This window comes from Streptococcus sp. SP8, assembly GCF_030440045.1.
Lineage (GTDB): Bacteria > Bacillota > Bacilli > Lactobacillales > Streptococcaceae > Streptococcus > Streptococcus parasanguinis_I.
Map to the genome: position 1 here is coordinate 25,899 of NZ_JAQFJL010000017.1, position 24,121 is coordinate 50,019.

Sequence of the window (24,121 nt, forward strand, 5' to 3'; positions counted from 1 at the left end):
TCATACTTTATAGGAAAGGTATCTATGAAATTCATCAAAGGAAAGCTCTCACTGCTGTATCCCCTCTTTCTGCTCTTGTTTTATTTTTATGTTCGGCCCCAATTTCGCCCCTTGGCCCAGTATGTCTCCAATAGTGTAGCAAGTGCCAATAGCTATTATTGGACCTTATTTGGCCTAGAAGGCCTCTATGCAGTCTTTACAGGATTTTTGGTCTATCGTTTTTCTAAAAAAGCGCAGTTTAAGCTGGGGAAGAACCCTCTTCAAGCTCTGATAGAAGCCGTTTTTGCGGCCTGTTTGGTTTACTGGTTGGACTACTTCATCAGTGGTTTTGTTCAAGGACGGGCAGCCGTTTTGAGTCTCTTTCCACGGGAAATTAGCCCAACAGGTGTGCTTATCCTAGTGATTGCAATGGTTATCATCCGGCCGGTGACAGAGGAGCTGATCTTTCGTGGAGCCTTGGTGAATGCCTACTTCAAAGGCTGGAAACTCTATGCTGAGATTTGGCTTCCAGCCCTCATCTACAGTGGCTTACATTTTCTCCACAATCCCTTTTCATTAGGAGCTTCTATCATCTATCTCCTGCCGAGTGTGATTTTTGGGACCCTGTATTATCGGAGCAAGACGCTCCTTTCTCCTATTTTGGCTCATATCTTGCTCAATCTCTACTACACCTTGCCTTTACTTTTATCTGTATTCAAGTAGCAACCGATTTCCTGAGTGAGATTGGTTTTTTTTGAAAATATGGTATAATAGAATAAATTTAATAGAGGGAGTTGAGGTTTGAAAAAAAGCTACCGCGTCAAACGTGACAAAGATTTTAATGCTATTTTTAAAAGTGGTCAAAATGTTGCCAATCGGAAATTCGTTGTTTACCGCTTGCGCAAAGACCAACCACATTTTCGAGTCGGCCTGTCTGTTAGTAAGAAGCTGGGAAATGCTGTGACTAGAAATCGCATCAAACGTTTGATTCGCCATGTTTTGATCAAACACCAAGCCTTCCTTACGACCGATGATTTTGTCGTCATTGCTCGTAAAGGAGTGGAGGAGCTCGACTTCCATCAAGTTGAGAAAAATCTTGTACATGTCTTAAAATTAGCGCATGTCTACCAAGAAAGGGAATAATGTGAAAAAGAAACTGAAGTTAACTGGATTATTAGGAGCAGCCTTATTGGTCTTGACAGCTTGTGGGACCTCTCAAGTGACAGCTCAGTCGACAGGTGGTTGGGAACGCTTCGTCTACTTCTTTGCCGAAGCCATTCGCTTCTTGTCATTTGGCGGAAGTATCGGTGTGGGGATTATCGTCTTTACCATTGTCATCCGGACGGTCCTCTTGCCGCTTTTCCAATATCAAATGAATTCAACCCGCAAGATGCAGGAAATTCAACCCCTACTCAAGGAATTGCAAGCCAAGTATCCTGGAAAGGATCTAGATAGTCGGACCAAGCTTTCTGAAGAGATGCGGGCCCTTTACAAGGAAAAAGGCGTCAAAACATCTTCAGCCTTTCTTCCTCTCTTGATTCAGATGCCGGTTTTGATGGCCTTATTCCAAGCGCTGAGCCGTGTCGAATTCCTTAAAGTTGGTCACTTCCTTTGGTTGGACCTTGGCGCGATCGACCCGACTTACATCTTGCCGGTTCTTGCAGCGCTCTTCACATTTTTCAGTAGTTGGTTGACCAATAAAGCCATGCCAGAGCGCAATGGGAGTGCAACAACCATGATGTATGTGATGCCTGTGATGATCTTCTTCTTTGCCTTGTTCTCAGCTAGCGGGGTCGCACTCTACTGGGTGACTTCCAATGCTTACCAAGTCGGACAGACCTATCTCTTGAACAACCCCTTCAAGATTATCGCAGAGCGTGAAGCAAAAGAGCAAGCTTCGCGAGACATGGAAAAACAAAAACGCCGTGCCCTAAACAAAGCACAGAAAAAGAAAAAATAAGAAAGAGGTGGACATATGGTCCTATATACTGGAGCAACTGTTGAAGAAGCCATTCAAAAAGGCCTGAACGATTTAGATATTCCCCGTATGAAGGCACACATTACAGTTGTAGCGCGTGAGAAGAAAGGTTTTCTTGGCTTGTTTGGGAAAAAACCAGCCCAGGTTGAGATTGAGCCGATTGCAGAAACAACGGTTGTGAAAGCCAATCAAAAAGCCGTCAAAGGTGTCCCAGATGAAATCAATGCGCAAAACGAGCCGGTTAAGACAGTGAGCGAAGCAACGATCGATCTCGGACGCGTCGTTGCAGCGATCAAAAAGGTCGAAGAAGAAGGAGAAGTTGTCTCTGAAGAAATCAAGACAGAAATCCTCAAACATGACAAAGAAGCAGATACCGTTCTTGAAGAAAAAGGGCATGAACATATCCTTGAGAAGGTTAAAGAACCAGTAGCAAAAGAATCAAATGAGTCTGATTTCTCAAACCTTGGTATCGAAGTAGAGGAAAACTACAATATCGAAGAAGTCGTCACAGATGTGACAGCCTATGTTCAAACAGTAATCGATGAAATGGATGTGGATGCGACCATCTCAAGCAGTCACAACCGCCGTACGGTCAATATGCAAATTGATACCAATGAACCGGGACGTGTCATTGGATACCACGGAAAAGTCTTGAAGGCTCTTCAACTTTTGGCGCAAAATTACCTCTATAACCGCTACTCAAAGAATTTTTACATTACCATTAATGTTAATGACTATGTAGAACACCGGGCGGAAGTTCTTCAAAGCTATGCTCAGAAGTTGGCAACGCGTGCCCTCGAAGATGGGCAAGCCCAACAGACAGATCCGATGTCAAACAGTGAACGCAAAATCATTCACCGGATTGTCTCTAAGATGGAAGGAGTCACTAGCTACTCTGAAGGGGAAGAACCAAACCGTTACGTAGTGGTAGACATCGAAGGATAATCAAGCTATTATTTCCCATAAGGGAGAGACGGGATTGAGCCGATCTCTCCTTTTTTAGGTTTAGAAAGGAAGCAGATGGCATTTGCAGCGATTCGAGAGTTTTTAAAGCTTCAAGGAATTCACTACCAGGCCCCAGCAAAGGCAGGCGTGCTAGCCTCAGAGATGGAGCAGTATCGTGCTCTAGCTCAAGCGGCTCGTAAGGAATTCACCGATTTGGTCTCAGCCTTTCAGAAGCGTCACCCCTATTTGGAGCAAGATCGGACCAGTCAATGGATGAACCAGGCCCAGGTCTTGCGACCTCATTTTTGGGCCTATCTAAAAGGAGAAGGGACGATGGCAGAACCTATGTTTGCCTTGAGGCTCTATGGAGATGCAGCTGATTTTGGAGTTTCCTTAGAGGTGAGTTTTATCGAGCGAAAAAAAAGATGAGCAGAGCCTTCAAAAACAACAAATGGTTCTCACCCTTCCCATCACTCAGCCAGTTTATTATTTCGCCCAGAAAAATGGAGAGAGTCAAAGGGTAGAAGGAACAGAAAAGAATCGTCATGATCTGTTACAAGCAGTAGCAGAAGGGGCGGTTCGTAAGGTCCTCGTCAAATACGATGTTTCTCTAGTCGTGGAAGATTCTCTTGAGGATATCCTGGATCAGTTGCAAGAGGCGCTGGTGGCTCTGGAACCCTATTACTTGGCAACCCGTCAGGTGTAGAAAGGTTTTCTCCGACCTGTATTTGCAACAATTTTGCCATAGCTATTGACAAATAGAGCTGAATCCGATAGAATAGTAAAGTATGTTTAGTAACTGATCACAACTAGCCGGCTAAACGAATACAAAATCTATGAGGAGGTATTCATCGTGAAACGTACTTATCAACCAAGTAAACTTCGTCGTGCGCGCAAACATGGTTTCCGTCACCGTATGGCAACTAAAAACGGTCGTCGCGTATTGGCAGCTCGTCGTCGTAAAGGACGCAAAGTTTTGGCTGCCTAATTCAGATAAAAAACTAAAAACCAGTAGAAACTCGAGACTACTGGTTTTTGTTTTGTCCGAAAGTGAATTTAGAGGCGCTTTCTGCTATAATAGAAAGAAGAAAAACTCGGAAGAAAAGGAAGATCATGCAGATTTTTGATACCCACACCCATCTCAATGTGGAAGAATTCGCAGGAAAAGAACAAGAAGAGCTGGACTTGGCCAAGGAAATGGGCGTTGTAGCTCATAATATTGTCGGTTTTGACAAACCAACGATTGAGCGAGCCATGGAGTTGGCAGACCAGCATCCAGAGCTCTATCTCACACTTGGTTGGCACCCCACTGAGGCGGGCGATTATAGTCCTGAAGTGGAGGCCTATTTACTTGAACAGTTGAAACATCCCAAAGTCATCGCCCTAGGAGAAATTGGTCTGGATTACCACTGGATGACAGCACCAAAAGATGTTCAAGAAAAGGTTTTTCGTCGTCAGATTCAATTGTCTAAGGACTTGGACTTGCCTTTCGTGGTGCATACGCGTGATGCTCTTGAAGATACCTATGCCATCATCAAGAGTGAAGGAGTCGGGCCTCGCGGTGGGATCATGCATTCCTTCTCAGGAAGTTTAGAAGAAGCCAAACGCTTCATGGATCTGGGAATGATGATCTCCTTTTCTGGAGTGGTGACGTTTAAGAAAGCCACAGATGTCCAAGAAGCAGCAGCTGGCCTGCCGCTCGATAAGATCTTGGTTGAAACAGATGCTCCTTACCTGGCACCAGTTCCCAAACGTGGCCGAGAAAATAAAACAGCCTACACTCGTTATGTAGTAGACTTCATTGCAGAACTACGTGGCTTAACAACAGAAGAAGTGGCTCAGACAACCTATGACAATGCAAGAAAGGTATTTGGCCTTGACTGAGAAAAGAAAAATACCGGAAGTGATTGTTGTTGAAGGCAAGGACGACACAGCCAATCTCCGTCGTTTTTATGAGGTGGATACCTATGAAACACGAGGCTCTGCGATCGATCAAGATGACTTGGAACGAATTGCTACCTTGCAAGAGTTGCGTGGGGTCATTGTTTTTACCGATCCAGACTATAATGGCGAGCGCATTCGCAAGATCATTATGCAAGAGGTGCCCCAGGCCAAACATGCCTTTTTAAATCGAGGCGAAGCAGTACCCAAGTCCAAGACCAAGGGGCGTTCCTTGGGAGTGGAGCATGCTAGCTTTGAAGACTTAGAAAAAGCCCTAGCTGGACTGGTCGGGTCTTACGAAGATGAAAATTTCTTTGATATCACAAAGACCGACTTGATGCGGCTTGGACTGTTGATGGGAAGCGATAGTCGCAAACGACGAGAATACTTAGGAGAAGCCTTGCGCATCGGCTACTGCAATGGCAAGCAATTGATCAAACGCTTGGAGTTGTTTGGAATTAGTTTAGCACAAGTCGAAGAGGCGATGGCTAGTTATTAAGACGGAAGTAGAGGGGATCCTTTACCCCTAAACTGATTAGAAAAGAGAAAAAATGAGAATTGCAGATTATAGCGTGACCAAGGCAGTGCTGGAGCGTCACGGATTTACCTTTAAAAAATCCTTCGGTCAAAACTTTTTGACCGATACCAACATCCTTCAAAAAATTGTGGATACGGCAGAGATCGATAAGCAGGTCAATGTCATCGAAATTGGTCCTGGGATTGGGGCACTTACTGAGTTCTTGGCAGAAAATGCCGCAGAAGTCATGGCCTTTGAGATCGATGACCGCTTGGTTCCTATTTTGGCGGATACCTTACGGGATTTTGATAATGTCACAGTTGTCAACCAAGACATCCTCAAGGTAGACCTCAACCAGTACATCGCAGAGTTTAAAAATCCAGACCTTCCGATCAAGGTGGTGGCTAACCTTCCGTATTACATCACAACTCCCATCCTCATGCACTTGATCGAATCCAAGATTCCTTTCCAAGAATTTGTGGTCATGATGCAAAAAGAGGTGGCAGACCGCATCTCGGCTGAGCCCAACACCAAGGCTTATGGTTCTTTATCCATTGCAGTCCAATACTATATGACTGCTAAGGTAGCCTTTATCGTGCCTCGCACCGTCTTTGTGCCAGCACCAAACGTCGACTCTGCCATTTTGAAGATGGTCCGTCGCGAAGAACCAGCAGTAGCTGTCAAGGATGAAGATTTCTTCTTCTCTGTCAGCAAGGCTAGCTTTGTCCACCGCCGCAAAACACTTTGGAACAACTTGACTAGTCGCTTTGGCAAGACCGAAGAAATCAAAGCCAAACTGGAAGCAGGAATCCAAGCTGCAGGCCTGCAACCTTCTGTACGAGGAGAAGCTCTGAGCTTAGAAGACTTCGCTCGCCTAGCAGATGGCCTTCTAGAAGTAGGAATAAAATAACAGAAAAGACATGAGCTTCGTAGCTCATGTCTTGTTTTTGTAGAAGGAAAGGACGGGATTTGAACCCGCGCGTGAATAAAAATCCACTTGCCGGATTTCGAGTCCGGTGCCGTACCGAGCTGGGCCACCTTTCCAAGATGCGGAGAAAGGGATTTGAACCCTCACGCCCGAAGGGGCACATGCGCCTGAAGCATGCGTGTCTGCCGTTCCACCACCTCCGCATAGTTCTATTATACACTTTTTAGGAAAAATGCCAAGGAAAAAAAGGAAGGTGCCCTTTCCCGAATTCTGCTAAAAGACAAGTCATAACGGATACTCCGTCTTCTGTTTCTATCCGTTTAAAAAACGAACCTATTCGTTTCTAAAAGCGTTCGGAGAGGTTCACTTTTCGTTTTTTATTATCAAGCAATCCAGCCTTATTTCTCATTTTTTGGTATAATAGATAGTATTAATCTCAAAGGAGTGCGATTTGCAAGGAACAATCGTCAAGGCCTTGGCTGGCTTCTACTACGTGGAGTCAGACGGTCACATTTACCAGACACGGGCTCGTGGAAATTTTAGAAAAAAAGGACAGACTCCTTATGTGGGGGATCAGGTGGAGTTCTCTGCTGAAGAGAATTCGGAAGGCTACATTTTGAGCATTGCGCCTCGAAAAAATAGCCTCGTGCGTCCTCCTATTGTCAATATTGATCAGGCAGTAGTGATCATGTCAGCGAAGGAGCCGGATTTCAATGCCAATCTTTTAGACCGTTTTCTGGTTCTTTTGGAGCACAAGGGGATTCATCCCATTGTCTATATTTCAAAACTGGACTTGTTAGAAGATATGGAAGACATCCAATACTACCAAGGAATCTATCAGGCTATTGGCTACGACTTTGTCTTGTCGATTGAGGAACTCTTGCCCCTTTTGACCAATCAAACCACGGTCTTTATGGGACAGACCGGTGTAGGAAAATCGACCTTGCTCAATAAAATCGCTCCGGATCTGGAGCTTGAAACGGGTGAGATTTCAGATAGTCTGGGGCGCGGTCGACACACGACCCGAGCTGTCAGCTTTTACCATTTAAATGGAGGAAAGATCGCAGATACGCCTGGCTTCTCCTCCCTCGATTATGAAGTGACGACCAGCGAAGACTTAAATCAAGCCTTCCCAGAGATCGCCGATGTGAGCCACTCTTGTAAATTTCGTACCTGTACCCACACGCATGAGCCAGCTTGTGCGGTGAAACCAGCCGTTGAAAGAGAGGAAATTGCACCTTTCCGTTATAAGGATTACTTGCAATTTCTAAGTGAGATTGAAAACCGTCGCGAAACCTATAAAAAAGTTTCGAAAAAAATGCCAAAATAGGAGACACTACAACGATGAAAACAATGAAAATTGCACCCTCAATTTTGAGTGCCGATTATGCCAATTTTGAAAGTGAATTGAAACGCTTAGAAGCAGCAGGAGCTGACTATGCCCATATCGATGTCATGGATGGCCATTTTGTGCCCAATATCAGCTTTGGAGCTGGTGTCGTAGAGAGCATGCGTCCACATAGCAAGTTGGTCTTTGATTGCCACTTGATGGTCACCAATCCTGAACACCATATCGAAGAATTTGCCCGTGCAGGTGCTGACATCATCAGCATCCATGTGGAAGCTACTCCCCATATTCACGGAGCTCTTCAAAAAATTCGTCAAGCAGGTGTGAAGGCTAGTGTCGTGATCAATCCAGGAACTCCTGTAGTCAGTATCAAACATGTCTTGAACTTGGTAGATCAAGTCTTGGTCATGACCGTTAATCCAGGATTCGGTGGCCAAGCCTTCTTGCCTGAAACCATGGACAAGGTGCGCGAATTAGCCGCGCTTCGTGAAGAAAAAGGCTTAGGCTTTGATATCGAAGTCGATGGAGGAATTGATGGCCAAACTATTTCCCAAGCAAAAGAAGCCGGGGCCAATGTCTTTGTAGCAGGCTCTTATGTCTTTAATGGAGATGTTAATGAGCGTGTTCAAACGCTCCGAGATGCTGTAAATGGGTAAGATCGCAATACTGGCAGGAGGGGACAGCACGCTTTTGCCAAGAAATCATGACGCTTATGTAGGCGTTGATGGTGGCTGTTTGAAGTTACTGGAACAAGGCCTGCCATTAGATATAGCTGTGGGGGATTTCGATTCCGTCTCTGAGACTGATTTGAATAAGATCCGTATCCAAGCCAAGCAGGTTATTCAATCCATCCCTGAAAAGAACGATACGGATTTGGAATTGGCCTTGAAAGCAGTCTTTGAAGCCTATCCAGAGGCTATTATCACCGTTTATGGTGCCTTTGGCGGTCGCTTGGATCACTTCTTGTCTAATATCTTTTTACCGACCGATCCAGACCTAGCTCCCTACATGGATCAGATCCAATTAGTCGATGGTCAAAACCGCTTAATCTACAGACCAGCTGGCTGCCATGAGATTCAGCCAGATCCAGCCATGTCCTATGTTGGTTTTATGCCTGTCGGACAAGGCCACTTAGAGATCACAGGGGCCAAGTATCCGCTCCATCAGGATAATTATTTTTTGAAGGCCATGTATGGCTCCAATGAATTTTTGGATCAACCGATTCAAGTGAGTCTTGACCGTGGCTATCTTGTCATTGTTTATAGTAAAGACAGAGGTTAATATGAATATCATTCTGCTTCTGATTGGCCTGCTCAATCTGGGCCTCCTCATCTATCTCTTGCAACGGTCAGATGATACTAGACCGGCTTTACGAGAGATGCTGGAAGACCATGAGGATCATTTGACAGACCAGTTGGACTATCGTTTTGAAAAAGAAAGACAAGCAAGCCAGATTGCCAATCAGCAGTTAGAGATCGCCCTGACAGATCGCTTAACCGAGATGCGAGTGGAGATCCACCAGCAGACGACGGCTCTGCGCGCTGAGATGAACGAGCACTTTACTAAAAATCGGGACAAAACAGATGAGCGTATGCGCCAGATTCAAGAGTCCAATGAAGTGCGGCTAGAACAGATGCGCCAAACGGTAGAAGAAAAATTGGAGAAAACCTTGCAGCACCGCTTGCAGACCTCCTTTGAGACGGTTTCAAAACAATTGGAGTCGGTCAACAAAGGGTTGGGAGAAATGCAGACGGTGGCGAGGGATGTCGGAACCCTTAATAAAGTTCTCTCCAATACCAAGACGCGTGGGATTATGGGCGAATTGCAGCTGGGCCAAATCATTGAAGATATCTTGACTCCAGCCCAGTATGAGCGGGAGTTTGTCACCGTTCCCCAATCCAGTGAGCGCGTGGAATATGCCATTAAGCTTCCGGGGCAAGGAGAGGAACCAGTCTATCTACCGATTGACTCTAAATTCCCACTGGAAGACTACTATCGTCTGGAAGAAGCTTATGAATCAGGAGAGAAAGAGGAGATCGAGCGTTACCGCAAGGCCCTTCTTGCTAGTATCAAGCGTTTTGCTAAAGATATTCAACAAAAATACCTCTTTCCACCAGCGACGACTAATTTCGGAATTCTCTTTTTGCCAACTGAAGGCCTCTATTCCGAAGTGGTTCGCAATCCAGCATTCTTCGATCGCTTGCGTCGGGACGAACAAATTTTAGTGGCTGGTCCAAGCACGCTATCAGCCCTCTTGAACTCCTTGTCTGTTGGCTTTAAAACGCTTAACATCCAAAAGAGTGCAGACGATATTAGTAAAGTGTTGGGATCGGTCAAATCAGAATTCCACAAGTTTGGAGGGATTCTGGCCAAGACCCAGCGCCATTTAAAAAATGCTTCCAATAATATTGATGATTTGCTAACCAGACGGACTAGTGCCATCGAGCGGACACTCCGCCAAATCGAAAGCGATGAGGACCTGCTGGGACTAGATGTATATATAGAAGATGGAGAAGATGATGGTCAAAATTAGCCAAATGAAAAAAGATGAATTGTTCGAAGGATTCTATTTAATCAAGTCAGCAGAAGTGCGTCAAACGCGGGCCGGGAAAAACTACCTCGCCTTTGTCTTCCAGGATGAGACCGGTACGATCGAAGGCAAATTATGGGATGCCCAACCCCACAATGTAGAGAGCTTTACAGCTGGGCGCGTGGTCCATATGTCTGGACGTCGAGAAGTTTACAATAATACTCCGCAAGTCAACCAATTAAACATGCGCTTGCCCCAAGCAGGAGAGCCCAACAATCCAGCAGACTTTAAGGAAAAACCACCAGTAGATCCCAAAGAATTGCATGAATACTTGTCAAACATGATTTTCAAAATTGAAAATCCAGTCTGGCAACGGATTGTTCGGGCCCTCTATGGGAAATATGAGAAAGAGTTTTATAGCTATCCAGCTGCTAAGACCAACCACCATGCCTTTGAAGCCGGTCTCGCTTATCATACGGCGACCATGGTCCGTTTGGCAGATAGTATCGGTGATATCTATCCTCAGTTGAATAAAAGTTTGCTCTTTGCAGGGATTATGTTACACGATTTGGCCAAAGTGATCGAGTTGACGGGACCTGAAAATACAGAATACACTGTTCGAGGCAACCTCATCGGCCACATTGCACTGATCGATGAAGAAATCACCAAGGTCTTGCAAGACTTGAAGATTGATGATCAAAAAGAAGAAGTGATCGTCCTTCGCCATGTGATCTTGAGTCACCATGGCTTGCTGGAATACGGTAGTCCTGTTCGTCCAAAAATCATGGAAGCAGAGATTATTCATATGATCGATAATTTGGATGCGGAAATGATGATGATGACAACAGCACTTGGCTTAATTGGTCCTGGCGAGATGACCAATAAAATCTTCGCTATGGAAAATCGTTCCTTCTATAAACCGAATCTCGACTAGTAAAAACAGAGATAAATACGGAATTCATTCTGCCAAAAATAAAATAATCAGGAAAAAACGGCCTTCTGTAAATCAGAATGTTCGTTTTTTTCGCTTCTTATGGTATAATGATAGAAAAAACTACATGGTGAGAAAATGAAATTAAGAAGAAGTGAACGGATGGTCGTGATTTCTAATTACTTGATCAACCATCCCTATGAATTGACTAGCCTCAATACGTTTGCGGAAAAGTATGAGTCTGCCAAGTCTTCCATCTCAGAAGATATCGTGATCATTAAGCGTGCGTTTGAAGAGATGGAAATCGGAAATATTGAGACCATTACAGGAGCTGGTGGAGGCGTGATCTTTACACCGTCTATCTCAGATCAAGAATCCAAAGAAATCGTCGAGGATCTTTGCAAGCAGCTGTCTGAAAGTGATCGTATCCTTCCTGGTGGCTACATTTACCTGTCTGATCTTTTGAGCAATCCGAAGATTTTGAATCGGATCGGCCGCATCATTGCCAAAGCCTTTCGAGATAAGAAGATTGATGCTGTCATGACCGTAGCGACCAAGGGAGTTCCTTTAGCGAATGCAGTGGCCAATGTCTTGAATGTTCCATTTGTCATTGTCCGTCGTGATTTGAAAATCACAGAAGGGTCAACCGTTAGTGTCAACTATGTTTCAGGCTCAAGTGGGGATCGTATTGAGAAAATGTTCCTTTCAAAACGGAGCCTAAAAGCAGGAAGCCGGGTCTTGATTGTCGATGACTTCCTTAAAGGTGGCGGAACGATTAATGGGATGGTCAGTCTCTTGGCTGAATTCGATTCTGAATTAGCAGGAGTAGCTGTCTTTGCGGATAATGCTGCAACTGACCGGGAATTCTTTGAACACAAATCCTTATTGCGCGTGACCAACATCGATGTAAAAGAAAATAAATTGAGCGTCGAAGTTGGAAATATCTTTGATTAAGAGCAGCAAAGGAGGATCAAAAAGTGAAAAGAATTTTAGATCGATTTGATAATAGTCCTTTGTGGATTCGCTTGGTGACAGTTCTGTCTCTATCCTTTATTTTGGTAGCTGGTTTGTATACCGTTAAAAAGAATACGGCTGCCCAGGTAACGACAGAAATTCAACCTGCTAAAAAAACAGGTTCCCTTCCAGTGAAAAAGGAAACAAAGGAAGAAAAAGAAAAGAAGGAAGAAAAGAAAAATACAGAAGCTGCTGAAAAAGCAGTCGTTCAAATGGAAACAACGCCAAGTCAAGATTCTGTGAACGCTGCCCAAGCTGCTGTGAAGAAAGTCAAAGATGCGACTCAAAAGCAATCGCTTGAGGCCCGTATCCAATACATCGCTAACTATTATGGACTGACCTATGAGAGCGACACAGCGGCAACACAGCAGACTCAAACAGACGCTAATGCCAACGCAAATGCTAATGCCAATGCCGGAGTAGCTGGAGCCAATGCGACAGTTCAACCACAACAGCAACAACAGTATGCTCCGGCTGCAAATGCAGGGGCAGAAGAACCTGCTGAAGCTGGTCAATAATGAACTTTTTCGACTTCTTTAAAAAATAAAAAAACATCTTGCAATCAAAGTGCCGTCATGTTATAATAATAGACGGTACTTTTTACTTTTGGTCTCTCAAGAGTGTACAGGGACGTGCTGACAAATGTTGCAAAAGTACACACAGATGGTAGCTGTCACCAAGTGTACCATCACCAAAAATAAAAAATTTCACAGGAGAATGTAGATGCCTACAATTAACCAATTGGTTCGCAAACCGCGTAAATCAAAAGTAGAAAAATCTAAATCACCAGCTTTGAACGTTGGTTACAACAGTCATAAAAAAGTTCAAACAAACGTTTCTTCACCACAAAAACGTGGTGTTGCAACTCGTGTTGGAACAATGACACCTAAAAAACCTAACTCAGCCCTTCGTAAATTCGCTCGTGTACGTTTGAGCAACTTGATCGAAGTAACTGCTTATATCCCAGGTATCGGACACAACTTGCAAGAACACAGCGTGGTTCTTCTTCGTGGTGGACGTGTAAAAGACCTTCCAGGGGTACGTTACCATATCGTCCGTGGAGCACTTGATACTGCAGGTGTAAACGATCGTAAACAAGGCCGTTCTAAATACGGTACTAAAAAACCAAAAGCATAAGGAAAGGGGATAAAGAAAAATGAGTCGTAAAAACCGTGCGCCTAAACGCGATGTATTGCCAGATCCGCTTTACAATTCACAATTAGTTACTCGTCTTATCAACCGCGTTATGCTTGATGGTAAACGTGGTACAGCTGCTTCAATCGTTTATGGAGCTTTCGAACAAATTAAAGAAGCTACTGGAAACGATGCTCTTGAAGTATTCGAAACAGCTATGGAAAACATCATGCCTGTACTTGAAGTACGTGCTCGCCGTGTCGGTGGTTCTAACTACCAAGTCCCAGTTGAAGTTCGTCCAGAACGTCGTACAACACTTGGACTTCGTTGGTTGGTAACAATCGCTCGTCAACGTGGTGAACACACAATGGTTGATCGTCTTGCAAAAGAAATCTTGGATGCAGCGAACAACACTGGTGCAGCTGTTAAGAAACGTGAAGATACTCACCGTATGGCTGAAGCTAACCGTGCATTCGCACACTTCCGCTGGTAAGATTAAGATACTAAGGGCATTAAAAAAGCGACTGAAAATTAGGAAGCTTGACGAAGAATCGAAGATTCTAGGAAAGCTTATCTATTTTCCGAGCTTTTAGCCCGAGTTCAATTATGATGCTAGGAACGGCAAGGATGCAAAGTGAAAATAGGAAACTGACGCAGTATTCGATGAATACAAGGAAGTTTATCTTTTTCACACAGCATCCCGTTCCGGCTCAACTCGGCTAATTAACTTTAGCCCAGGTTCAATTGAGCTCAACTCGGCTAACTAACTTTAGCCCGGGTTCAATTCAACTCTTCTTACAAGTTGGAACCAAAACTTAGCATGAAAACACTGAGAACGGGTAGGTCCTGCCTATCCGTTTTTATTAAATCATGTTATAATAGAATATAGAAATAAAAAATATAGGAGAAACAAACCTCATGGCACGCGAATTTTCACTTGAAAAAACTCGTAATATCGGTATCATGGCTCACGTCGATGCTGGTAAAACAACTACAACTGAGCGTATCCTTTACTACACTGGTAAGATTCACAAAATCGGTGAAACTCACGAAGGTGCGTCACAAATGGACTGGATGGAGCAAGAACAAGAACGTGGTATCACGATCACATCTGCCGCTACAACAGCTCAATGGAAAGACACTCGTGTAAACATCATCGACACACCAGGACACGTGGACTTCACTATCGAAGTTCAACGTTCACTCCGCGTTTTGGACGGTGCTGTAACCGTTCTTGACTCACAATCAGGTGTTGAGCCTCAAACTGAAACAGTTTGGCGTCAAGCAACTGAATACGGAGTTCCACGTATCGTATTCGCAAACAAGATGGATAAAATCGGTGCTGACTTCCTTTACTCAGTAAGCACACTTCATGACCGTCTTCAAGCAAACGCTCACCCAATTCAATTGCCAATCGGTGCTGAAGATGACTTCCGCGGAATCATTGACTTGATCAAGATGAAAGCTGAAATCTATACGAACGACCTTGGTACAGATATCCTTGAAGAAGATATTCCAGCTGAATACCTTGAACAAGCTCAAGAATACCGTGAAAAATTGGTTGAAGCAGTTGCTGAAACTGATGAAGACTTGATGATGAAATACCTTGAAGGGGAAGAAATCACTAACGAGGAATTGAAAGCTGGTATCCGTAAAGCTACAATCAACGTTGAGTTCTACCCAGTACTTTGTGGTTCTGCCTTCAAGAACAAAGGGGTTCAATTGATGTTGGATGCAGTCCTTGACTACCTTCCAAGCCCACTTGATATCCCTGCAATCAAGGGTGTAAACCCAGATACAGACGAAGAAGAAGAACGTCCAGCATCTGATGAAGAGCCATTTGCAGCTCTTGCCTTCAAGATCATGACTGACCCATTCGTAGGTCGTTTGACATTCTTCCGTGTTTACTCAGGTGTCTTGAACTCAGGTTCATACGTCTTGAACACTTCTAAAGGTAAACGTGAACGTATCGGACGTATCCTTCAAATGCACGCCAACACTCGTAAAGAAATCGAAACAGTTTACTCTGGAGATATCGCTGCTGCCGTTGGTTTGAAAGATACTACAACTGGTGACTCATTGACAGATGAAAAAGCAAAAATCATCCTTGAATCAATCGAAGTTCCAGAACCAGTTATCCAATTGATGGTTGAGCCTAAATCTAAAGCAGACCAAGACAAGATGGGTATCGCCCTTCAAAAATTGGCTGAAGAAGATCCAACATTCCGCGTTGAAACAAACCCTGAAACTGGTGAAACAGTTATCTCTGGTATGGGTGAGTTGCACTTGGATGTCCTTGTTGACCGTATGAAACGTGAATTCAAGGTTGAAGCTAACGTTGGTGCTCCTCAAGTATCTTACCGTGAAACATTCCGCGCTTCTACACAAGCACGTGGATTCTTCAAACGTCAATCTGGTGGTAAAGGTCAGTTTGGTGATGTTTGGATCGAATTTACTCCAAACGAAGAAGGTAAAGGATTCGAGTTCGAAAATGCGATCGTCGGTGGTGTGGTTCCACGTGAATTCATCCCTGCAGTAGAAAAAGGACTTCAAGAATCTATGGCGAACGGTGTTCTTGCTGGTTACCCAATGGTTGACGTGAAAGCTAAGCTTTACGATGGTTCATACCACGATGTCGACTCATCTGAAACTGCCTTCAAGATCGCTGCATCTCTTGCACTTAAAGAAGCTGCTAAGACTGCACAACCAGCTATCCTTGAACCAATGATGCTTGTAACCATCACAGTTCCTGAAGAAAACCTTGGGGATGTTATGGGTCACGTAACTGCTCGTCGTGGACGTGTAGATGGTATGGAAGCACACGGTGCAAGCCAAATCGTTCGTGCATATGTACCACTTGCTGAAATGTTCGGTTACGCTACTGTCCTTCGTTCTGCAACTCAAGGACGTGGTACCTTCATGATGGTATTTGACCACTACGAAGATGTACCAAAATCAGTACAAGAAGAAATCATTAAAAAAGCTAAAGGTGAAGCTTAATTTACCAATGCTTAAAAACTCTTCCCATTTCGGGAAGAGTTTTTGTTTGTTCCAAAAGTGAATACAAGTAAAAAAGTGCTCCTCCTAGCAATCAAGACTTTGTGAAAAACTTTAATAAAAGAGGCACTGATCTATGATAAATCTTGCTTTTCGTTGGGAAATAGTTGCTTTTTAATGCAATAAAGTATATAATAGAGACTGTTAAAAGATGTTTGGCGCTGTGTCAAGTTACTCTTTTCACAAAAAAATTTTTTGATTTTCATAAGGAGGAAATCACGAATGGTAGTTAAAGTTGGTATTAACGGTTTCGGTCGTATCGGACGTCTTGCTTTCCGTCGTATCCAAAACGTAGAAGGTGTTGAAGTTACACGCATCAACGACCTTACAGATCCAGTTATGCTTGCACACTTGTTGAAATACGATACAACTCAAGGTCGTTTCGACGGTACTGTGGAAGTTAAAGAAGGTGGATTCGAAGTTAACGGTAAATTCGTTAAAGTTTCTGCTGAACGCGATCCAGAACAAATCGACTGGGCTAACGACGGTGTAGAAATCGTTCTTGAAGCAACTGGTTTCTTTGCTACTAAAGCTGCAGCTGAAAAACACTTGCATGCTGGTGGTGCTAAGAAAGTTGTTATCACTGCTCCTGGTGGATCAGATGTTAAAACAGTCGTATTTAACACTAACCACGATATTCTTGATGGTACTGAAACAGTTATCTCAGGTGCTTCATGTACTACAAACTGCTTGGCTCCAATGGCTAAAGCTCTTCAAGATAACTTCGGTGTTGTTGAAGGATTGATGACTACTATCCACGCTTACACTGGTGACCAAATGATCCTTGACGGTCCACACCGTAAAGGTGACCTTCGTCGTGCACGCGCTGGTGCTGCTAACATCGTTCCTAACTCAACTGGTGCTGCTAAAGCAATCGGTTTGGTTATCCCTGAATTGAACGGTAAATTGGACGGAGCTGCACAACGTGTTCCTGTTCCAACTGGATCAGTTACTGAATTGGTAGTTGTTCTTGAAAAGAACGTTACTGTTGATGAAGTGAACGCAGCTATGAAAGCAGCTTCAAACGAATCATACGGTTACACTGAAGATCCAATCGTTTCTTCAGACGTTGTAGGTATGTCTTACGGATCATTGTTTGACGCAACTCAAACTAAAGTTATTGACGTTGACGGTAAACAATTGGTTAAAGTTGTTTCATGGTATGACAACGAAATGTCTTACACTGCACAACTTGTTCGTACTCTTGAATACTTCGCAAAAATTGCTAAATAATTCATGCGTATGATGAGAGGAGGGAAACCTCCTCTTTTTTTGTACTTTTTTTAGGGCTTTCTCATCATATTATAGGAATTGATAAAATAGATTGACAGTGCTAAATAGATTAGGGTATCCTATTCTTGATTGGAGATTTCTAATACAACGAAATGAAAGCGATTACAGGTCGTGGAGAAAGGAGACAATGGAAATCGCTCAAGAAAAAGAAAAAAACCATACAAGGAGGTCAAGATGAAAGGTCATCTATTTGAAAAGAAAGAACGATTTAGTATACGAAAATTCAGTGTGGGAGTTTGCTCCGCATTGATTGGGTTAGCATTTTTAGGAACAGGCGCTGTCTCTGCAGATGAGACGGTTTCTACTAGTGAACAACCCTTGGAAAGCTCTTCAGCAACGACCGATGATGTCAATCATTTGGTGAGAGAAGCTGGCGTCTATACTGCAGATGCAGCGCTTCCTACAGCTGATCCTGTAAAACCAGCTACAGCAGAAGTGGTCACTCCAGAGTCTAGTCCTACAAGTACAGAAGCTAGCTCGACGACTGCAGATCATCCAGCTGTTTCAGAGACTGAAAAACCGAAAGCTGCTGCAGAAAAAGTGGCTGATTTACCAACCAATGAAGAAAAACAATTAAGACCCAAAGAAGTTAAGTTCGATACTTGGGACGATCTCTTGAAGTGGGAACCAGGAAAACGAGTGGATGACGATATGAACAGAGCAAGCGTCCCACTTGCGAGTCGTTTTCAAGGGAAACAAATTAATGAACAAGCCAACCCTGAAGCGAAGATCCAAGCACTGTCAAACATGAACTCCAAAGCCAAGGATCATGCGTCTGTCGGTGGGGAAGAATCTAAGGCCTATGCTTTTGATTACTGGCAATATTTGGATTCCATGGTCTTTTGGGAAGGGCTGGTTCCATCAGCAGATGTGATCGATGCTGCCCACCGAAATGGGGTTCCTATTTATGGAACAATCTTTTATAACTGGTCTAGCAGCATCAAGGATCAAGAACATTTTGCAGAAACTTTGAAAGAAGATAGTGAGGGGTCTAAGACCTTCCCGATCGCGCGTAAATTAGTCGAACTTGCCAAGTACTATGGCTTTGATGGTTACTTTATCAACCAAGAAACAACCGGAAATCTTGTAGAACCATTGGGTCCAAAATTGAGAGATTTTCTTCTTTATACCAAGGAATATGCGAAGAGTCTGAACTATCCGATTAAGTATTCTTGGTATGATGCTATGACCTATGAATATGGGCGTTACCATGAGAATGCGCTGGGAGAATACAACTACAATTTCATGCAGCCAGAAAATGGGGAAAATCCAGTTGATACCTTCTTTGCCAACTTTAACTGGGGCAAATCAGAAGTGGATTATTCCATCAGCACAGCTAAATGGATTCATCGGAATCCTTATGATGTTCTAGCTGGACTCGAGCTCCAAAAAGGAGGCTCTTATAAAACTAATGTAGACTGGAATGCCATTTTAGATGAACATGGCAAGCTGCGTCTATCTCTTGGTCTTTATGCACCTGACACCATTACAGGGCTAGGAAAGACGGGAGAAGGTTACCATACCCATGAAGATCTATTCTGGACAGGTTTCCAAGGAGATCCGACTAAAGGAAAACCAGCAGACCAATCTTGGTACGGTATGTCCAATCTAGTAGTGGACAAAACTCCTATTACAAGTGAAGATTTCAATACTTCCTTCAATACTGGTCACGGAAAACACTGGTTTGTGGATGGCAAGATTTCTAAAGAAGGGGAGTGGAACTACCGTTCTGTTTCTGGCTACCTTCCAACATGGCGTTGGTGGGTAGAGCATAGTGAAGATAGTACACCATTGAAAGGTCGCTATGATTTTGATCAAGCCTACAATGGAGGAAATTCTCTAGCCTTTGAAGGAGATTTAAAAGCCAATAGCAGTCAAAATGTCATGCTCTATTCGACCAAGATTCCTGTGACAGAAACGACAAAATTGAGCGTCAGTCATAAAGGTGGGATCGGAGCAGCTGCCTGGGTAGCTGTTGCCACCAAAGAAGACTACTCTGAATACGAATGGAAAGAATTGACACCGAGTGCGGATTGGTCTACTCAAACCTTTGATTTGGGAAGTTTGGCTGGCAAGACCATTTATGCTGTGAAGATGTTCTTTGACCATGATACGGATGTTAAAGACTACAAATTTAATCTCGGCCAATTGTCGATTACGTCAAACCAAGAGAAACCAGCGACTCCAGCAGAAGTATCCGTTCGAGCAAAACGCCTACAAAATGCGCAAGAAGCAGAAGCAGTCCTCAATTTTAAAGGGGTAGCAGATGCGGATTATTATGAAGTCTATGAAAAAGATGGCGATAACTGGCGTCTCTTAACAGGGTCTTCTGCGACAACCGTCTATCTACCAAAAGTTAGCCGTTCAGCAAGTGCTGAAGGAACCACTCAGGAACTCAAGGTTGTGGCAGTTGGGAAGAACGGTCAACGTTCAGATGCGGGAACTGTAGCCTTTGATTGGGGCATGACCGTGTCAGATACCAGTCTACCAAAAGCTTTAGCGCCAAACGTAGTCATTGGAGCCAAAGTGATCGGTTCGAGCTTCCCAGATGCGGATGGTAGTGAAGGCATTGAAGGCATGTTAAATGGGACCATTACCAGTCTTTCAGATAAATGGTCTTCTGCTCAATTGAGTGGAACCGTCGATATCCGCTTGACACAACCTCGGACCATTGTTCGTTGGGTCATGGACCATGCCGGTGCTGGTGGGGAATCTGTCGACGATGGCAAGATGAACACCCGTGACTTCGACCTTTACTACAAGGACGAAGCCGGTGAGTGGAAATTAGCCAAGGAAGTTCGTGGCAATAAAGCCCATGTATCTGACATTACACTTGATCATCCGATCAAGGCTCAAGACTGGCGTCTCCATGTCATTACGGCAGATAACGGAACTCCATGGCAAGCCATCCGGATTTACAACTGGAAGATGTATGAAAGTCTGGATACGGAAACGGTCAACATCCCGATGAAACATGCTGCAGCGCAAAATCTGGGTAATCATTTTGTCCAAGTCGGCTTCAAAGATGTTCCAGCTAATACTACTCTGACTCTTTATGCCGATAAAGAAGCTACTAATCCAATTGCGACCATGACAGCCGATCAAGCTGGAAATCTGATCTTTAAACCACTGGCTTTTGAATCAACCCCATCTCTTCTCTACTATCGTGCGCAAGAACCTGGCAAAGATATCAGTAATGTTCTAGCAATTGAAGTTCCAAAAAATGATAAAGAAATTGCGGGACTTCAATTTGAAGATGGCTTGACCAAGAAGGTCTACCGGGAAGGCGATGCCCTTTCCTTGAAAGGGGCGACTCTCCGCGTTCATTATAAAGATGGCCAAGCAGATCAACTGGTCAACCTCACCAACTCAGGTGTAGAGATTCATGGATTTGACAGTAGCAAGCTGGGAGAACAACACCTAGAAGTCTCTTACCTTGGTCAGAAATTGGATAAGACCCTCACTGTTTTTGTGGTCAGTGCAGAAGAAGCAGGTGAAAAAGCAGTTGCTGGTCTAGAATTGACCGACAAACCAAAAGTGGAATATATTGTCGGAGAATCATTGGAAAAAGAAGGTGGACGCTTTACAGTCGTCTTTGAAGATGAAACGACCGAAACGCATGCCTTGACAGATGAAGGTGTGGAAGTGACTGGCTTTGATACGACCAAGGAAGGTCGTCAAACCATCACTGTCCATTACAAAGGAGCTAGCACAAGCTTTGATGTCCTCGTCAATCCAAAACCAGCTCTCAACGATGAATACCTCAAGCAAAAATTGGCTGAAGCTGAAGCTGCAAAAGCCAAAGTAGACTTTACTTTTGCGACTCCTGAAGTCAAAGAAGCCTTGCTGGCTGGAATGGCTGCTTCTGAAAAAGTCTTGAAAGAGCATGATACCAGCACACAAGATCAAGTCAATGAGCAGTTGAACCAATTGACCGCTCTCTTGAAAGCCTTGGATGGTCAAGCCAATCTAACAAAAGAAAAAGAAGCTCTCTCTGCTCTGACAACAGAAGCGACTGCTCTATTAGCAAGCAAGCCAAATCACCCTTCTGGTGAAGCTTTGCAGGCACTGGTTGAGAAAAATAAAGAGCTCCTAGCTTCTTCAGAGCTCACTCCTGAAGCGCTTGAAACAGCTAAGACAGGTCTAGAGACCTTGATTGCGCTCCTGAAAGAAGATAAGCCAGCGGTCTTTGTAGACCCTGCAACTGGAGTCGAAGTTCAATTCTCCAACTTAGAGCCAACCGTTGTCAAAGGACTGAAAGTCGCAAAAGTTGAAGCCAATCAGGCAGAAAAAGAAGAGCTGAAGGGTCGAGAAGGAATCGTCTTTGATATTGAAGGCGTGGATGCCAGCGGTCAAGATATTGATACCCACCATCCATCCTTTGTGAAAATCCCTGTGGATAAGGATAAAGAAGTGGAGCAAGTTCTCTTCTTCCCAGAAGGTCAAGCTCCTCAATCCTTGGCCTTTGAGAGAGTAGGAGATGTAGTCATCTTTACAGCTCCTCACTTTACTCACTATGCGATTGTCTATAAACCAGCACAAACGGAAGGACCAGATCAACCGATCCAACCAGAGGAACCGGCTAAACCTGATCAGCCTGTTCAACCAGCTCAACCAAATCAACCAGTCCAACCAGCTGCCCCAGTAACTCCGGATCCAGCTAATCCATTGAAGCCTACAGAGTCTTCTCAAGTGGATCAGTTGGCCCCAACGACTTCTACTCAAGCGGGTCATCAGGAGGAAGAACACAAGGATATGGTCGATCAAGAGATCCATCAGTTGTTAAGTGCCCACCAAGGAGCGAACTCACAGCCAACGGTTCAGCAAGAAACAAAAGATGCAAGCAAAGAAAGTCAATCGGAACACTTGCCAAATACGGCAAGCCTAGAAGCTTCCTTTGCAGCTGAAGCTGTTCTCTTAGCGGCCTTAGGCGGCTTCCTCTTGGCTGGTAAGAAGAAAGAAGAGTAAGTCTTTTACAGGATTCTTTCGTTCACTTAAAAAGTCACTCTCAAAAAACCTCTCTGGTGAAAACCAGAGAGGTTTGATCTTGTATTTAGAAGTGTCGTTCGGATCCTGTGAATTAGAGGGGAAAAGCATTGGATTTTTCTACCTCTTTTACAGCTTTTGTGATATAATTATCATGTATTAAAAAAAGAAGGAGTCATATCTAATGGCAAAATTGACTGTTAAAGACGTTGACTTGAAAGGGAAAAAAGTTCTCGTTCGTGTTGACTTCAACGTTCCTGTAAAAGACGGCGTGATCACTAACGATAACCGTATCACTGCAGCTCTTCCAACTATCAAGTACATCCTTGAACAAGGTGGACGTGCAATCCTCTTCTCTCACCTTGGACGTGTAAAAGAAGAAGCAGATAAAGAAGGTAAATCACTTGCTCCTGTAGCTGCTGACTTGGCTGCTAAATTGGGTCAAGAAGTGAAATTTATCCCAGGTGTTACACGTGGTGCTGAATTGGAAGCAGCTGTTAACGCTCTTGAAGATGGACAAGTTCTCTTGGTTGAAAACACTCGTTTCGAAGATGTTGACGGCAAGAAAGAATCTAAAAACGATCCTGAACTTGGTAAATACTGGGCATCACTTGGAGATGGTATCTTCGTAAACGATGCATTCGGTACTGCTCACCGTGCACACGCATCTAACGTTGGTATCTCTGCAAACGTTGATAAAGCTGTTGCTGGATTCCTTCTTGAAAACGAAATTGCTTATATCAAAGAAGCAGTTGAAGCTCCAGAACGTCCATTCGTAGCTATCCTTGGTGGATCTAAAGTATCTGACAAGATCGGTGTTATCGAAAACTTGCTTGAAAAAGCTGATAAAGTCCTTATCGGTGGTGGGATGACTTACACATTCTACAAAGCACAAGGTATCGAAATCGGTAACTCACTTGTAGAAGAAGACAAATTGGATGTTGCGAAAGCTCTTCTTGAAAAATCAAACGGCAAATTGATCTTGCCAGTTGACTCAAAAGAAGCAAACGCATTTGCTGACTACACTGAAGTGAAAGACACTGAAGGTGAAACAGTAGATCCAGGATTCCTTGGTCTTGATATCGGTCCTAAATCAATCGCTAAATTCGACCAAGAATTGACTGGTGCGAAAACAGTTGTATGGAACGGACCTATGGGTGTATTTGAAAACCCTGACTTCCAAGCTGGTACAATCGGTGTGATGGACGCTATCGTGAAACAACCAGGCGTTAAATCAATCATCGGTGGTGGTGACTCAGCTGCTGCTGCGATCAACCTTGGCCGTGCAGACAAATTCTCATGGATCTCTACTGGTGGTGGTGCTTCTATGGAACTCCTTGAAGGTAAAGAACTTCCAGGATTGGCTGCTCTTACAGACAAATAATCTAAATAGAATGAAAGAGGCTGGGACACAAGTCCTAGCCTCTCAATTATTTTTGGATTGTCGAGCAAGACGCAGTGGTTGAGTGGGCTCTACTACGCTGATTTCATCAGCTTTTACAGCCCTACTCAACTGTGCGGAGGTGGGACGACGAAATCG

At 44.0% G+C, this 24,121-nt stretch carries 21 protein-coding genes, 2 tRNA genes and 1 pseudogene; 22 read left to right on the top strand and 2 right to left on the bottom strand.

What is annotated here, in order from left to right; all coding sequences use genetic code 11:
- Positions 1-24: 24 nt before the first annotated feature.
- The 9 genes and pseudogenes from PCY11_RS09495 to rsmA all read left to right on the top strand — a co-directional run bounded on the left by PCY11_RS09495 (position 25) and on the right by rsmA (position 6,270).
- Positions 25-702, top strand: coding sequence for a CPBP family intramembrane glutamic endopeptidase (locus PCY11_RS09495; RefSeq protein ID WP_070676011.1), 678 nt, complete (start codon positions 25-27; stop codon positions 700-702).
- A gap of 78 nt (positions 703-780) precedes the next feature.
- A complete protein-coding gene (gene rnpA, locus PCY11_RS09500) occupies positions 781-1,122 on the top strand; it encodes a ribonuclease P protein component (RefSeq protein WP_003002960.1) in 342 nt (113 codons plus the stop codon).
- Position 1,123: 1 nt separating this feature from the next.
- On the top strand, positions 1,124-1,939 hold the full coding sequence (locus tag PCY11_RS09505; protein ID WP_003015944.1) for a YidC/Oxa1 family membrane protein insertase: 816 nt from the start codon (positions 1,124-1,126) through the stop codon (positions 1,937-1,939).
- Between the two features lie 15 nt (positions 1,940-1,954).
- Positions 1,955-2,902: an RNA-binding cell elongation regulator Jag/EloR gene (jag, locus tag PCY11_RS09510; protein ID WP_024054752.1), complete on the top strand. Its 948-nt coding sequence runs from the start codon at positions 1,955-1,957 to the stop codon at positions 2,900-2,902.
- Positions 2,903-2,977: 75 nt separating this feature from the next.
- Positions 2,978-3,608: pseudogene (locus PCY11_RS09515) on the top strand (HI_0552 family protein).
- Positions 3,609-3,755: 147 nt separating this feature from the next.
- On the top strand, positions 3,756-3,890 hold the full coding sequence (rpmH, locus tag PCY11_RS09520) for a 50S ribosomal protein L34 (RefSeq protein WP_003003086.1): 135 nt from the start codon (positions 3,756-3,758) through the stop codon (positions 3,888-3,890).
- 125 nt (positions 3,891-4,015) lie between these two features.
- Positions 4,016-4,786 carry a TatD family hydrolase gene (locus PCY11_RS09525; protein WP_049483646.1) on the top strand — a complete coding sequence of 257 codons (771 nt, stop codon included), beginning with the start codon at positions 4,016-4,018 and terminating at the stop codon, positions 4,784-4,786.
- Positions 4,758-5,342, top strand: a complete 585-nt coding sequence (gene rnmV, locus PCY11_RS09530; protein ID WP_176745632.1) for a ribonuclease M5 — start codon at positions 4,758-4,760, stop codon at positions 5,340-5,342. Before PCY11_RS09525 ends, rnmV begins: the two co-directional genes overlap by 29 nt.
- Before the next feature lie 52 nt (positions 5,343-5,394).
- A complete protein-coding gene (gene rsmA, locus PCY11_RS09535) occupies positions 5,395-6,270 on the top strand; it encodes a 16S rRNA (adenine(1518)-N(6)/adenine(1519)-N(6))-dimethyltransferase RsmA (RefSeq protein ID WP_023919235.1) in 876 nt (291 codons plus the stop codon).
- Positions 6,271-6,314: 44 nt separating this feature from the next.
- Here the strand turns inward: rsmA and PCY11_RS09540 are convergent.
- Positions 6,315-6,404: transfer RNA gene (locus PCY11_RS09540), tRNA-Ser, on the bottom strand.
- Between the two features lie 4 nt (positions 6,405-6,408).
- A tRNA-Leu gene (locus PCY11_RS09545) sits at positions 6,409-6,491 on the bottom strand.
- A 248-nt stretch (positions 6,492-6,739) separates the two neighbouring features.
- Between PCY11_RS09545 and rsgA the strand changes: the two genes are divergently transcribed.
- The 13 genes from rsgA to pgk all read left to right on the top strand — a co-directional run bounded on the left by rsgA (position 6,740) and on the right by pgk (position 23,965).
- Positions 6,740-7,618, top strand: a complete 879-nt coding sequence (gene rsgA / locus PCY11_RS09550; RefSeq protein ID WP_070676015.1) for a ribosome small subunit-dependent GTPase A — start codon at positions 6,740-6,742, stop codon at positions 7,616-7,618.
- A 14-nt stretch (positions 7,619-7,632) separates the two neighbouring features.
- The gene (gene rpe, locus PCY11_RS09555; RefSeq protein WP_070466649.1) at positions 7,633-8,292 is read left to right on the top strand and encodes a ribulose-phosphate 3-epimerase; all 660 of its coding nucleotides are present in this window, start codon (positions 7,633-7,635) and stop codon (positions 8,290-8,292) included.
- Positions 8,285-8,917 (top strand): thiamine diphosphokinase, encoded by a 633-nt coding sequence (locus PCY11_RS09560; RefSeq protein WP_049506567.1) that lies wholly within the window; start codon positions 8,285-8,287, stop codon positions 8,915-8,917. The genes rpe and PCY11_RS09560 overlap by 8 nt, the downstream gene beginning before the upstream one ends.
- 1 nt (position 8,918) lies before the next feature.
- Entirely contained in the window at positions 8,919-10,169 is a 1,251-nt protein-coding gene (locus PCY11_RS09565) for a DNA recombination protein RmuC (RefSeq protein ID WP_049506568.1), read from the top strand.
- Positions 10,156-11,100, top strand: coding sequence for a 3'-5' exoribonuclease YhaM family protein (locus tag PCY11_RS09570; protein ID WP_021153975.1), 945 nt, complete (start codon positions 10,156-10,158; stop codon positions 11,098-11,100). The genes PCY11_RS09565 and PCY11_RS09570 overlap by 14 nt, the downstream gene beginning before the upstream one ends.
- 135 nt (positions 11,101-11,235) lie before the next feature.
- Positions 11,236-12,051: a pur operon repressor gene (gene purR, locus PCY11_RS09575; protein ID WP_003012466.1), complete on the top strand. Its 816-nt coding sequence runs from the start codon at positions 11,236-11,238 to the stop codon at positions 12,049-12,051.
- 23 nt (positions 12,052-12,074) lie between these two features.
- Positions 12,075-12,629, top strand: coding sequence for a hypothetical protein (locus PCY11_RS09580; protein WP_049506569.1), 555 nt, complete (start codon positions 12,075-12,077; stop codon positions 12,627-12,629).
- A gap of 205 nt (positions 12,630-12,834) precedes the next feature.
- Positions 12,835-13,248: a 30S ribosomal protein S12 gene (gene rpsL / locus PCY11_RS09585; protein ID WP_003003125.1), complete on the top strand. Its 414-nt coding sequence runs from the start codon at positions 12,835-12,837 to the stop codon at positions 13,246-13,248.
- Between the two features lie 19 nt (positions 13,249-13,267).
- A complete protein-coding gene (gene rpsG, locus PCY11_RS09590) occupies positions 13,268-13,738 on the top strand; it encodes a 30S ribosomal protein S7 (protein WP_003003105.1) in 471 nt (156 codons plus the stop codon).
- 425 nt (positions 13,739-14,163) lie between these two features.
- Positions 14,164-16,245 (top strand): elongation factor G, encoded by a 2,082-nt coding sequence (fusA, locus tag PCY11_RS09595; protein ID WP_003003071.1) that lies wholly within the window; start codon positions 14,164-14,166, stop codon positions 16,243-16,245.
- 279 nt (positions 16,246-16,524) lie between these two features.
- A complete protein-coding gene (gap, locus tag PCY11_RS09600) occupies positions 16,525-17,535 on the top strand; it encodes a type I glyceraldehyde-3-phosphate dehydrogenase (RefSeq protein WP_070466643.1) in 1,011 nt (336 codons plus the stop codon).
- A gap of 234 nt (positions 17,536-17,769) precedes the next feature.
- The gene (locus tag PCY11_RS09605; protein WP_070466641.1) at positions 17,770-22,563 is read left to right on the top strand and encodes a bacterial Ig-like domain-containing protein; all 4,794 of its coding nucleotides are present in this window, start codon (positions 17,770-17,772) and stop codon (positions 22,561-22,563) included.
- 202 nt (positions 22,564-22,765) lie between these two features.
- Positions 22,766-23,965 carry a phosphoglycerate kinase gene (pgk, locus tag PCY11_RS09610; protein ID WP_070845725.1) on the top strand — a complete coding sequence of 400 codons (1,200 nt, stop codon included), beginning with the start codon at positions 22,766-22,768 and terminating at the stop codon, positions 23,963-23,965.
- The last annotated feature ends 156 nt before the right edge of the window (positions 23,966-24,121 follow it).